The organism is Legionella lytica, assembly GCF_023921225.1.
Classification (GTDB): Bacteria; Pseudomonadota; Gammaproteobacteria; order Legionellales; family Legionellaceae; genus Legionella; species Legionella lytica.
The window spans coordinates 1,575,441-1,587,614 of the sequence record NZ_CP071527.1; the positions used below are offsets into that span (position 1 = coordinate 1,575,441).

Here is a 12,174-nt window from a genome sequence, read left to right on the forward strand (position 1 = left end):
ACTAAGATGGAATTAGGAATTATCTGATGATAATATCGACTTTTTGTAGTTTACATCAAGAGGTTGAGCATGAATAAGTACTTGGTGGCAATATTAGTAATGTTGGGATTAACATCTTGCATGAATAAAGATGAACATTATTACCAAACCCATCCCAATGAATTACAACAGGCAATAAAAAGTTGTCCAGAACAACAGCCACAAGGTATGACTTGTAATCAGATACAAGAGATTGCAGGAAGAATGAATAGCCTGGCCTATCAATTACAACAAAGTCCCCAAGCCTTTGGTAATAAAATTTTAGCATTGCAAGAGCACATTGCGGCTCAAGAGCAGAAATTAAAAACAGACGCCAATAACAAAGAATTGCAAGCAAGTGTTGCTCAAAATCAGCATGATTTAGAAGAGTACTTAGCAGTTGTGAAATGGTTAGAGTCTCCAGCGAGTTAACAATGAAAGTACTAATAAGCAATGATGATGGGGTGCATGCTCCAGGAATTACTATTTTAGCTAAAGAGTTATCGACTTTTGTGGATATAGACGTCGTAGCCCCTGACCGCAATCGCAGTGGAGCCAGTAATTCTTTAAGTTTGAGCCGCCCATTGAAAGTAAAGCAATTAGAGAATGGGTATTATAGCGTTGAAGGCACACCGACTGATTGCGTACATTTGGCGTTAACAGGGTTTTTAAGCCAAGTTTTTGATATGGTTGTTTCAGGAATCAATGATGGCGCTAACTTAGGTGATGACGTTCTTTATTCGGGAACCGTAGCTGCTGCAATGGAAGGGCGTTATTTAGGTTTGCCTGCAATCGCTATGTCTATGGTTGGTGACACGATTAAACATTATGAAACAGGTGCCTATATTGCCAAGCAATTGGTGGGAAAATTAAGCACCCATAGTTTGCCCTCACAAACAATTTTAAATGTGAATGTTCCTGATTTACCTATTGAGCAAATTAAAGGGTTACAAGTTACTCGTTTAGGGACTCGCCATGGTGCGCAGCCTTTAGTAAAAGATCAAGATCCTCGAGGACGTCCTATTTATTGGATTGGATTGCCAGGAGAAGCTGCTGATTGTGGTCCTGGAACTGATTTTTGTGCGGTTAAGGAAGGCTATGTTTCTATAACGCCCTTACATTTGGATATGACCAACTATAAAATGTTTGATCAATTATCCAGTTGGTTAACTGGCGTTAATTTGATACTTTAGTAAGGGACATTATTCTGAAGCAAGATTCTGAACGGGATGAGGGCGTTGTACTTATGGCGCCCCATGTTTTCTCGATGTTACGCGGCATGTCTGCGGAATCCAGTAATCTGGCAGATTTTTTAGAATAACAGAGAATACGAGCTTTCCCTAAGGTTTAAAATTATTTGAGGCAGATTTTTTAATGAAATTATTTGCTTGAGGCAATTCATGATACTGACATTTTGCAAAAGATCTTTATGTCTTTTTCTGGCAATCGCACTTGTAGGTTGTGGTTCCAATTTAGCTCCTGTAACTGAGTCAAAATGGCGACCATACTCCAGGTATCAAGGAACACATATTGTTCAACGTGGTGAAACACTTTTTGCTATTGCATTTCGTTATGATACTGATTACCGTAGCCTGGCGCGTTTAAACCATATTTCTCCCCCTTATTCATTAAGAGTTGGTCAGGTTTTAAATGTACGAGGAGGAGCTCGTCGGGTGCCTGTACAAAGACGAGTATCACAATTTAAACAATACCGACCAGCACCTATTGTTGTACCTCGAGTAATTCACTCGCCCACTCGACGCTACGCTCGTTCTGCTTCTGGATGGTTGTGGCCTGTTAGTGGACGTGTGGTTACGTCTTTTATTCCTGCTCAGGGTAAAAAGGGCATAAATATTGCTTGTAAGTCTGGGGAAAAAGTTATTGCTGCTTCAGGTGGTACAGTAGCTTATGCTGGAAGTGGTTTGTCAGGATATGGTAACTTAATTATCATAAAGCATAACAATGAGTTTTTGACCGCTTACGGCAATAATGCGCGAATTATGGTTTCTGAAGGGCAACATGTGAATGCCGGTCAAGTAATTGCTATTGCCGGAGTTATTGATCGTAAGTACACAGGTGTACATTTTGAAATCAGAAAAGCGGGGATTCCTGTCAACCCGTTGAATTATTTACAAAAAGGTTGACATTTAATGAGTGGTTGTAGCAACAATAGAGGTACTATATGGTTGCAGCTCGTCATGTTCTAAGGGATTTCGTGATGGGATGACTACCTGAAAAGGTGTAAATTCTAGAAACACGGCTAAACATTACAGGGTGAAATCATGCAAAATGACGATGAGTCAATTAAAGATACTGAATTTAAGGATGAGGAGTTGCCAGAAATAAGTACTGACGACGAGGCGTTCTTGATGGATGATGACGATTTTGAGGTCCTCACTGAAAAGGATGAGGGAGAATCTGAGTTACCTGATTTTTCGGATGATGCTGCTTTTCCTTCTTTTAGTCGCGGCAAAAATGCCATAAAAATGATGGATGCAACTCAATTGTATTTGAGTGAAATTGGATTCTCTCCCTTATTAAGTGCTGAGGAAGAAGTTCATTATGCAACGCTTGCGTTAAAAGGCGATGTTGCAGCGCGTAAAAAAATGATTGCATCGAATTTACGTTTGGTTGTTAAAATTTCTCGACGTTATCTTAACCGCGGACTTCCTTTACTTGATCTGATTGAGGAAGGAAATTTGGGGTTAATGAAATCCGTTGAAAAATTTGATCCAAATCGTGGTTTTAGATTCTCAACTTACGCTACTTGGTGGATTAGACAAACGATTGAACGTGCGATTATGAATCAAACTAGGACGATTCGTTTGCCCATTCATGTGGTTAAAGAACTTAACGTATACCTACGAGCAGCGCGCCAGCTTACTCAAAAGCTAGACCATGAGCCTTCACCGGAAGAAATTGCCGAAATGGTAGATAAGCCTTTAGAGGATGTGCAAAAGCTCTTGGGCTTGAATGATAAAGTTGCTTCTGTTGATACACCTATAGGCTTTGATGAAAACAAATCTTTGTTAGATACCATTGCCGATGAAAATAGTGTGAATCCAGCAGAGCTATTAACCAATGAGAATCTACGCCTTCATATCGAATCGCTTTTGGATAAGTTAACCGAAAACCAACAGCAAGTTATTGCTCGACGTTTTGGTTTACGTGGCTTCGAAAAAGCAACTTTGGAAGATGTGGGGAAAGAAATTGATCTTACTCGTGAGCGTGTACGTCAAATTCAGGTTGAAGCTCTAAAAACGCTACGTGGCCTGTTAGAGAAAGTAGGTTTAACCCAAGAAGATCTATTCTAAAATGCCCTAAATGTAGGCTGGGCAGCCCAGCCTACGATTTATATCTACAGACTACAGCTTAAAAGCTGGCTTTAAGCCCTGCCAACAATCCGCATAATTCCTTTGTCGTTCTTGGGCATCCATTGCTTGCTCAGTAACTTGCCAGACATCACGCGTTTCAAACATAAAAGCCAAGGTATTTAAATAAGCTTCCGGCTCTAATTTCTTCGAAGTAGCGGCTTCATAACTTACTTGATCAGGACCGTGCGGTGTCATGCAATTATGAATGCTCACCCCACCAGGCACAAATCCCTCTTTTTTCGCATCATATTCGCCACGTATAAGCCCCATTAATTCATTCATGTAGTTTCGGTGAAAATAGGGTGGTCGGAAGGTATGTTCTGCTACCATCCAACGTGGAGGGAAAATAACGAAATCAAGATTGGCGACCCCCGGGGTATCACTTTCGGATGTGAGCACGGTAAAAATAGAGGGATCGGGATGATCAAAGCTCACCGTATTAATGGTATTAAATAAGCTTAAGTCATAGCAATACGGAGCATAATTTCCATGCCAGGCAACCACGTTAAGTGGGGAATGAGTGCTGGGGGCGCTCCATAGTTTGTTTTGGTGTTTACAAACTAAAGTAACACGTTGCTCTTGCTGTTCATATGCGGCTGTTGGGTATTTAAAATGACGTGGATTAGCTAATCCATTCGAACCAATAAGCCCTAATTGCGGTAGGGTTAAAGGATTACCCGAGTTTTCACATAAATAGCCTTTGGCCTCTTTGCTGATTAATTCTACTTTAAATTTTACCCCACGAGGAATAACGGCAATCATACCTGGGCATATATTTAACCTGCCAAATTCGGTATGAAGGTTTATTTCCCCTATATAAGGTACAAATAATAATTCGCCATCATTATCAGCAAAATAGGTATGTTGCATGGAACGATTACACTGATAAAGATAGGTTGTTACTAAATGGCATCCTGCAAGATGAAACAAGCCATTAATGAAGTCAGATTCGTTATCTGCATTGCCAATAGGTGACCAGCGTAATGGATCGGGAGATTGTTCAGGATGATAAGGTTTTACTAATTCATTTTTGTAGGGTTCATAATTTCCTTGGACCACCGAAGGGAGTATACGATAAAGCCAACTATGTTGATTCATGTGGCGGGGTCGGGTAAACGAAGTGCCGCTTAATTGTTCTGCGTAAAGACCTAAATTACAGTTCTGCGGAGAATTTTGGTTACTTGGTAATGCCCCTGGGACCGCTTCGCTTTGATGATAATTGCCAAAACCTTGCAGATACACTGTCTATCTCCTTATATAATCGATTAATAGGTTAGTGTGCCATGAAAACAGGCAATTTTATAGCCTGTATTAGACGAAGTCGTAATAGGGGTAGTTATGGTACAAATCCCTATGTTACTAGGAACATTATCTAATTAAGGATGCAGATTTTTAATAACAGAGAATGTATAATCGTACACAAATTAAATTCGAGTTAGAGGTCAGTTATGGCAGGTCATAGTAAATGGGCGAATATTAAATTTCGCAAAGGAGTTCAAGACGCCAAGCGCGGTAAAATATTTACAAAACTAATTCGTGAAATTACTGTAGCCGCGCGCATGGGGGGAGCAGAAGAGTCTTCTAACCCGAGATTACGTGATGCAATTAAAAAAGCACTTGCTGCAAATATGAAACGCGACACAATTGATAATGCAATTAAACGTGGTGTTGGTGGACTGGATGGCGAGGCAATGGTTGCCATGCGTTACGAGGGTTATGGTCCAGGTGGTGTTGCTGTATTAGTCGATTGTTTATCTGATAATAAAAACCGTACGGTTTCTGAAGTGCGCCATGCCTTTACTAAAAATGGTGGTAATTTAGGAACAGATGGTTCTGTAGCTTATTTATTCACCAATCAAGGTGAAATTCTCATGGCTGTAGGCGTATCTGAAGATCAAGTAATGGAAGTTGCGCTTGATGCTGGGGCAGATGATGTTTCAGTTGAAGATGGACAAATTGAGGTAATTACTCCTGTAGAAGCTTACCATAGCGTATTAAATGCTCTGAGCGAGGCTAACTTGGTAGTAGAACAATCTCAATTAACAATGCGTGCTCAAACCTTAGTACCAATTGACGATGAATCAGCTGAGAGCTTGATGAAAATGATCGACATGCTGGAAGATTTAGATGACGTCCAGGAAGTTTACAGCAACGCTGAATTCTCCGAAAAACTTTTAGAATCAATGAGCTAATGACTGTCATTCTAGGTATTGATCCAGGCTCACGAATTACTGGTTATGGTTTAATCAGACAAGTAGGCCAGAAAATAGAATACGTGGATAGTGGGTGTATTCGTACTACACCTACTGGCGAGTTGAGCCAAAAGCTATTACAAATCTATGATGGCGTTTGCCAATTAATGGATCATTACAGTCCTGAAGAGGTAGCAATCGAGCAAGTGTTTATGCACCAAAACCCTAATTCTGCCTTGAAATTAGGCCATGCTCGTGGGGTTGCCATGGTTGCTGCTGCATCACATCGTGTAAAGGTCAGCGAATATTCTGCACGAGAAATCAAACAAACAGTTGTTGGCTATGGAGCTGCAGAGAAAGCTCAAGTAGGGCATATGGTAGTGAGTTTGTTGTCGTTAAATAAAGCACCACAAACAGACGCCGCAGATGCTTTGGCAATTGCTATTTGCCATAGCCATATGCGTCATAAATTATCTGCAATTATAGGCAATACCAGTGTTAGTTTAAGGAGAAGAAGACGATGATTGGATGGCTTGATGGTCAAATAGTTGATAAGCATCAACCCGGCAAATTAGTAGTGAATGTCCAGGGGGTTGGCTATGATGTGGAAACCTCATTAAATACCTTTTTCCAGTTAGACAGCTTACATGGCTCTGTCGGTTTACATATTCATACCGTTGTTCGTGAAGATGCTTTGTTATTGTACGGTTTTTTAGATAAGCAAGAACGTGCATTGTTCCGGGCATTAATCAAAGTAAATGGTGTAGGTCCTAAAATGGCGATGGCTATTCTCTCCAGCACAACGCCTAATGAATTTATTCAATGCATAAAGCAGGAAAATGCTGCCTTTCTAACTAAACTACCCGGGATTGGTAAAAAGACTGCTGAGCGTTTGGTTGTCGAAATGCGGGATAGCATTAAGCAATTTACTGACTCACCTACGGATGCTTTACAGGCACCAGTAAACGTAATTCTTGGACAGGATGAAGCTGTAAGTGCGTTAGAAGCATTGGGTTATAAACCTCAAGAAGCGTTAAAAGCCGTGAATAAGGTTGATGATGGAACGAAGAGTTGTGAACAGCTAATTCGGGAAGCACTACAGATTTTAGCTACGCGTTAGTTGTAGGTTAGGGGTAAACGGCCCAACATTAAGTTCTGTATGGTTCGGATACCCCGTTGAGTTCGGGGCCTATATATCTACTTCTCCCCATCAAGCGGTAAAAACACCCGAACAATAAGCCCTGTGCCTGTTGTCGGTGCATCCAACTCAACGCGTCCATTATGCAACTGACAAATTTGCTGAACAATACCAAGTCCCAATCCACTTCCAGGACTTTTATTACCCAAAATACGGAAGAAGCGCTCAAAAACACGAGCGCGTAATTCGGCTGGAATACCTGGACCGTTATCGCAAACCTCAAGCATCATTTCGTGTTGTTGCTTAGAAAGCCGCACAACAATATGCCCATTTTCATTACAATAGCGAATTGCATTATCTACGAGATTACGGATTAATATGCCAAGTGCTGTTGAGTTTCCATGAATTGTAAGACTCTCTGCATTGCTTTCAAATTCTAAATCAATTTGTTTTTCAACTGCTGATGGGGCAAGCATCGCTAGCGTCTCACGAGCCAGACGGCTCAGATTTACCTCATCCATTCCATCCATGTGAGCAGCTTCAGGAACTAAGCGGCTCATAGTTAATAGCTGTTGCACAACGTGAGTACTACGGTTTACACTCGCAATCAACTTTTGTAATGCTTGGTTTTTTTCTTCAATATTATTCGTATGTAATGCAACTTGGGCTTGGGTTTTCAAGGCTGCAAGGGGCGTGCGTAGTTCATGGGCGGCATCAGCTGCAAAACGTTTTTCTCGTTCAAATCCTTCTTTTAACCTAAAAAATAACTTATTTAATTCATCAATAACGGGTTTTATTTCTTCTGGCACTTCCTGCAAATCTACTGGTTCCAAATGACTCGGTGCACGGTTTGCTACTTCCTCGGTAACCTTATCCAAGCTATCTAAACCTCGTCCAATAATAATCCATATTAACAATCCCGATAGGGGAAAGGTGAGGAGCATGATGTAGAGATCATCTTGGGCAATACGATGCCCTAATTCATTACGTGTATCATAGCGCTCAGCTAAAACAGTGCGAACCCCAGCTTTTGCATTATAGGTGGTAAATACACGCCAGTCTTGATCTGCAATTTTTTTATCACTAAACCCATCAACCTCTGAAGCAAGGGGGATTTTAGGTGCTGTTGATGAATGTAATAAAAGGTTTCCGCCATTGGTCCAGACCTGAAAATTAAATTTATCCATGTAATTTTCTGGTGGTTCGTCATTTAAAAATCTTTTTTGATAAAAGTTATCTACCTTTTGGGGAATCGTTTCTAGTGCTTCTTGAATTTTTACAAGGGGACGTTGATGGAGGTCATCACCTAAAAGAGCCTGATACGATAATGCGGAAACAGCCATTAACGTATCTAGGTGATCTTGAATATCTTTTTGATCAAGATAATAGTTTCCAATGGCTGTTAAAGTAGTGGTAATCGTAATAGCCAACAATAAGTTAAATAATAAGAACTTTCGTATAGACGATTTCACGATACCACAATACCATCATTTTTTTCAGCCATATAACCAACGCCGCGAATAGTACGTATAAAATTGGCATTAAGTTTTTTACGTAAATTATGAATATGAACTTCAAGTGCGTTACTATCTACGTCCTCTTCCCAGCCATAAATACTTTGCATCAACTGTTCACGTGATAAAACTTGTCCGCTGTTTTCTAACAGTTTTTGTAGTAACGCAAATTCTCGGCGCGGGACGTTAACCAGAACATCATCAACAAATACTGAATGAGCTGCAGGATCTAAGGTAATGTTTTTATATTGTAACACAGCATCAGCACGCCCTTGAGAACGTCGTACCAACGCTCTAATTCGTGCACTGAGCTCATTTAAGTCAAAAGGTTTAACCAAGTAATCATCCGCACCACTGTCTAAGCCTTTAACGCGATCTTCAACTGATTCACGTGCAGTGAGAATAATTACCGGAGTAGGGTTGCCGTCATTACGAATATTTTGTAATAAGCCCAACCCCGATAATTTCGGCAAACCCAAATCAAGAATAATTAATTCGAAGGATTCTGATTTTAAAGCAGCTCGTGCTGCCTCCCCATCCTTGAGCCAGTCGACTATATAACCAAACTGGGTTAATCCTGTTTTTACAGCATCTCCTAGTAATTCGTCATCTTCAACTAGCAATAGTCTCATTCTGGCTCCTATTGTTTCTCAAGTCCGGTTTCATCCATATGTTTTGTTAGGTAAAACGCCTGTATTAATACAAAAAGCAGGGTAAATCCTACTCCACCAAATAATTTAAAGTTAACCCAGGCATCTGTATCGTAATGGTAGGCGACATAAATATTGACCGCACCCATTAGAATAAAGAATAAAGACCATGCATAATTGAGTCTATGCCAGATTTTGGATGGCAGCGATACATTAGCCTCCATCATTTTTTGAATTAGGGGTTTGCTTCCTATAAAACTTGAGCTGAAGAATATCAAAGCAGAAAGCCAATAAATTCCGGTTGGTTTCCATTTAATAAACCATGGATTATGGAAAAAGAGGGTAGCTCCGCCGAGTACCATAATGATTGCTAGGCTGATTAGGTGCATTTTTTCATAATGCTGGAATTTTAAGCGGTAGAAGGCCACTTGGCTTAATGATGCAACCATTGCGACTGCTGTGGCTGTATATATGTTAGAAAGTTTATATACGATAAAAAATAAAACTATAGGGAAAAAATCAAATAGTAATTTCATATATTCATTAATACTATAAACAAGTTATTTTCAGTATAACACAAGTTTTGATTTCACTCTCGCAAGGTTCATGCCCGAAATAAAAAATTTTTGTAACTATTTTGTTAAAAATGAACGAGCTAATACGGTTGCCAACCAAACTTCGCTTGGCTTCATGTAACTAAGGGAAATTCTTGAAGATTTTTTGAAAAATAATTCGCGATTCACTAAGCCATAGAAAACCAGGTGGGCCCCTTGACCAGACACTATCTTCCTTGATTGACACATATCTGATTTAATGGATAAATCAATAAGACCAGCATGTTGTTAGTGTTCATTTGGCAGTGGAGCCATCACTGTGCTTCCAGCAAGAGAAACGTCGAGTCATGGGCCTGACCTACGCAGGCAATTTATCCGATAAGAATTTTTTGCCCAAGATATAACGGCGTATTCCATTTAAGCCCAGGATTCAATGAAATAATTTGATTTAATGGAAGTTTATGACGTTTTGCGATTCCATCCAAAGTGTCGCCGTTGCGAACTATATATTGCTTCGGTGGCTTTATTGTTTTCCAAATAATTAATTGTTGTCCGACACGTAAAGCTTGATTACTGGATAATTTATTCCAGCTTAGAATGTCGTTCGCATTAACCCCATACATTTTTTCCAGACGTTGGTAGCTATCAGCTGCTTGCACTATATGGATCATGCGGTGACTTCCCACCATAATGGGAGTGGACGTAGAAGGGAGTGGTGCTTGATATTGGTTCGGCTTTCCATAGTAGGTCGTTTTGACTAGGGCAATATTATGCTTCGGAGTGGCCGGAGCTGGGGCAAGTGGTGCATTTCGAGTACTGGGAATCAAGATGGACTGATTGAGCTTTATTTGATTTGTAGTTAATTGGTTTAACTGCTTAATTAAATTTACGGTCGTATGGTATCTATTCGCAATAGAGTCTAGATTATCTCCCTGCTGTACTTGATGTTTGGTCCAACTTACTCGTTTATCTTCAGGAAAATTCGCTAGATTTAAGTTAAATTGACGTACCTTTTCTGCAGGGATTAATAGTTTAAAGGGTTTATAAGGTGCTGTAGTCCAATGATTGAATCCGGGATTTAACTTGATTAACTCTCGATAACTAATTCCGGCTAATTTGGCAGCATGGTTTAAATCGATTTGACTGCCTATGTTTACTTCTTGGAAATAGGGCTGATAGGGAATTTCTGGAATTGATAATTTATATTGCTGCGCATTTTTTACAATCTCTGCAAAGGCGAGCAGTCGTGGTACGTAAATCTGGGTTTCTCTAGGGACTGACAAGTCCCAGAAGCTTGTGCTGCGATTCTCTTGTTGGGCTGCTTTGATCGCCCGAGAAATAGTTCCTTCCCCTGCGTCATAAGACGCGATGGATAGTGTCCAATTGCCGTCAAAAAATTTATTCAGGTAGACTAGGTAATTGAGGGCTGCATCAGTTGAATGACCAATGCTACGTCGTCCATCAAACCACCAGTCTTGTTTTATTCCAAAATCTTTGCCTGTTCCAGGCATGAGTTGCCATAAGCCTGCGGCACCAACAACCGAATAAGCAAAGGGATCAAAGGAGCTTTCAATCATAGGGATTAACGCTAACTCACCAGGTAAGTTTCTTTTCTTAATTTCTGTAACGATGTGGTAGATATAAGGTTGGGATTGGCTAAAGACTTTTTGCAAATAACCTGGATGAGCTATTAACCAGCGGATTTGTCCTTGGACTTCGGCTCGTGAAACTTCATGATCTAATTTAAATTCGCTACGAAGCACTTCCCATACATCAGAAGTAGCATGGGCATTGGCTATACCACAAAAAATGAGAATACCTAATAAAAATCTTTTTATTATTATTATTTTCAATGGTATTTACCTATGAATACTATTGGTTTGCCAGTGTACTAAAGTTTATTCGATGATTAAACCCTTTCTGATTTAAATTGACCCACAGAGGAATAAATTGAGTCTTTTTGTTTTTTTTATTTGAAATTGTTTTTTGCTTCGCGTAGTGCCGCAAAAATATCTAATGAGTTAGTGGATGAGGCTCCATGATGCCGTGCATACGTTTGTACCTCGGTACTCTGAGTGCGTAAAAAAGGGTTTATTAACAGTTCCATTTCAATCGTCGAGGGTAAAGTACAAGGATTCGTTTGTGCGTGTAATTTTTGGATGTACATTTTGATAAATTGGTTATGCGGTTCTACCGTCTCAGCAAAGCGTAAATTTTGCATGGTATATTCATGAGCACAATATACTTCTGTTTCTGGCGGTAATGATTTGAATAGTTCCATTGAACGATGCAATTGCTCCATTGTTCCATCAAATACTCTGCCGCAACCAGCAGAAAAAAGTGTATCGCCACAAAATAACCAGCCTTGCTGGGCTTCATAATAGCTAATATGGCTGGAGGTATGTCCTGGATTAGATAGAATGTGAAAAGAATAGTGCCCAATGTGTATGGTTTGATGCTCACTTACATGATGATTTATGTAGGGAATGCGAGAATCGTGTGGACCATAAACAGTACAGTTAGGGGCGTGATGAATGAGCGGACCAACACCACCGATGTGATCGTGATGATGGTGTGTTAATAAAATAGAACGTAATTGCAGATGCTGTTCTTTCGCAAATTGAAGCACTGGCGGTGCCTCACCAGGATCTACGCAATCAAATAATCCCTTCTCTTTATCAATAATTGCCCAAATGTAGTTATCAGAGAATGCAGAGATAGGGATGATTGTCAT

At 40.1% G+C, this 12,174-nt stretch carries 13 protein-coding genes; 7 read left to right on the forward strand and 6 right to left on the reverse strand.

Annotation, left to right across the window (positions count from 1 at the left end; all coding sequences use genetic code 11):
• The first annotated feature begins 69 nt into the window (after window positions 1-69).
• The 4 genes from J2N86_RS07020 (at window position 70) to rpoS (ending at window position 3,332) form a co-directional block, all read left to right on the forward strand.
• Window positions 70-450: a hypothetical protein gene (locus tag J2N86_RS07020; protein WP_252582240.1), complete on the forward strand. Its 381-nt coding sequence runs from the start codon at window positions 70-72 to the stop codon at window positions 448-450.
• A 2-nt stretch (window positions 451-452) separates the two neighbouring features.
• A complete protein-coding gene (surE, locus tag J2N86_RS07025; protein ID WP_252582242.1) occupies window positions 453-1,211 on the forward strand; it encodes a 5'/3'-nucleotidase SurE in 759 nt (252 codons plus the stop codon).
• Window positions 1,212-1,418: 207 nt separating this feature from the next.
• Window positions 1,419-2,162: a peptidoglycan DD-metalloendopeptidase family protein gene (locus J2N86_RS07030; protein WP_252582244.1), complete on the forward strand. Its 744-nt coding sequence runs from the start codon at window positions 1,419-1,421 to the stop codon at window positions 2,160-2,162.
• 138 nt (window positions 2,163-2,300) lie between these two features.
• Complete coding sequence (gene rpoS / locus J2N86_RS07035) at window positions 2,301-3,332, forward strand: RNA polymerase sigma factor RpoS (RefSeq protein WP_252582246.1); 1,032 nt, start codon at window positions 2,301-2,303, stop codon at window positions 3,330-3,332.
• A 51-nt stretch (window positions 3,333-3,383) separates the two neighbouring features.
• Here the strand turns inward: rpoS and hmgA are convergent, their stop codons facing one another.
• The gene (gene hmgA / locus J2N86_RS07040; RefSeq protein ID WP_252582248.1) at window positions 3,384-4,634 is read right to left on the reverse strand and encodes a homogentisate 1,2-dioxygenase; all 1,251 of its coding nucleotides are present in this window, start codon (window positions 4,632-4,634) and stop codon (window positions 3,384-3,386) included.
• 206 nt (window positions 4,635-4,840) lie between these two features.
• On the opposite strand from hmgA, the gene J2N86_RS07045 reads away from it, so the two are divergent.
• The 3 genes from J2N86_RS07045 to ruvA are packed head-to-tail and all read left to right on the forward strand — an operon-like array spanning window position 4,841 to window position 6,704.
• Window positions 4,841-5,584, forward strand: a complete 744-nt coding sequence (locus J2N86_RS07045; RefSeq protein WP_252582250.1) for a YebC/PmpR family DNA-binding transcriptional regulator — start codon at window positions 4,841-4,843, stop codon at window positions 5,582-5,584.
• Window positions 5,584-6,108 carry a crossover junction endodeoxyribonuclease RuvC gene (gene ruvC / locus J2N86_RS07050; RefSeq protein WP_252582252.1) on the forward strand — a complete coding sequence of 175 codons (525 nt, stop codon included), beginning with the start codon at window positions 5,584-5,586 and terminating at the stop codon, window positions 6,106-6,108. Before J2N86_RS07045 ends, ruvC begins: the two co-directional genes overlap by 1 nt.
• Window positions 6,105-6,704, forward strand: a complete 600-nt coding sequence (gene ruvA / locus J2N86_RS07055; RefSeq protein ID WP_252582255.1) for a Holliday junction branch migration protein RuvA — start codon at window positions 6,105-6,107, stop codon at window positions 6,702-6,704. Before ruvC ends, ruvA begins: the two co-directional genes overlap by 4 nt.
• 77 nt (window positions 6,705-6,781) lie before the next feature.
• Here the strand turns inward: ruvA and J2N86_RS07060 are convergent, their stop codons facing one another.
• From J2N86_RS07060 to gloB, 5 genes are all read right to left on the reverse strand, one after another.
• Window positions 6,782-8,194 carry an ATP-binding protein gene (locus tag J2N86_RS07060; protein WP_252582258.1) on the reverse strand — a complete coding sequence of 471 codons (1,413 nt, stop codon included), beginning with the start codon at window positions 8,192-8,194 and terminating at the stop codon, window positions 6,782-6,784.
• Complete coding sequence (locus J2N86_RS07065) at window positions 8,191-8,868, reverse strand: response regulator (RefSeq protein ID WP_252582261.1); 678 nt, start codon at window positions 8,866-8,868, stop codon at window positions 8,191-8,193. The genes J2N86_RS07060 and J2N86_RS07065 overlap by 4 nt, the downstream gene beginning before the upstream one ends.
• An 8-nt stretch (window positions 8,869-8,876) precedes the next feature.
• A complete protein-coding gene (locus J2N86_RS07070) occupies window positions 8,877-9,422 on the reverse strand; it encodes a septation protein A (protein WP_252582264.1) in 546 nt (181 codons plus the stop codon).
• Between the two features lie 389 nt (window positions 9,423-9,811).
• Entirely contained in the window at window positions 9,812-11,299 is a 1,488-nt protein-coding gene (locus J2N86_RS07075; RefSeq protein WP_252582405.1) for a lytic transglycosylase, read from the reverse strand.
• 110 nt (window positions 11,300-11,409) lie between these two features.
• Complete coding sequence (gene gloB / locus J2N86_RS07080; RefSeq protein ID WP_252582267.1) at window positions 11,410-12,174, reverse strand: hydroxyacylglutathione hydrolase; 765 nt, start codon at window positions 12,172-12,174, stop codon at window positions 11,410-11,412.

Bases quoted from the DNA above. Each gene is read 5' to 3' on its own strand.
- J2N86_RS07020 (WP_252582240.1), top strand. From the start codon at position 70: ATGAATAAGTACTTGGTGGCAATATTAGTAATGTTGGGATTAACATCT.
- surE (WP_252582242.1), top strand. From the start codon at position 453: ATGAAAGTACTAATAAGCAATGATGATGGGGTGCATGCTCCAGGAATT.
- J2N86_RS07030 (WP_252582244.1), top strand. From the start codon at position 1,419: ATGATACTGACATTTTGCAAAAGATCTTTATGTCTTTTTCTGGCAATC.
- rpoS (WP_252582246.1), top strand. From the start codon at position 2,301: ATGCAAAATGACGATGAGTCAATTAAAGATACTGAATTTAAGGATGAG.
- J2N86_RS07045 (WP_252582250.1), top strand. From the start codon at position 4,841: ATGGCAGGTCATAGTAAATGGGCGAATATTAAATTTCGCAAAGGAGTT.
- ruvC (WP_252582252.1), top strand. From the start codon at position 5,584: ATGACTGTCATTCTAGGTATTGATCCAGGCTCACGAATTACTGGTTAT.
- ruvA (WP_252582255.1), top strand. From the start codon at position 6,105: ATGATTGGATGGCTTGATGGTCAAATAGTTGATAAGCATCAACCCGGC.
- J2N86_RS07065 (WP_252582261.1), bottom strand. From the start codon at position 8,868: ATGAGACTATTGCTAGTTGAAGATGACGAATTACTAGGAGATGCTGTA.
- J2N86_RS07070 (WP_252582264.1), bottom strand. From the start codon at position 9,422: ATGAAATTACTATTTGATTTTTTCCCTATAGTTTTATTTTTTATCGTA.
- gloB (WP_252582267.1), bottom strand. From the start codon at position 12,174: ATGACAATCATCCCTATCTCTGCATTCTCTGATAACTACATTTGGGCA.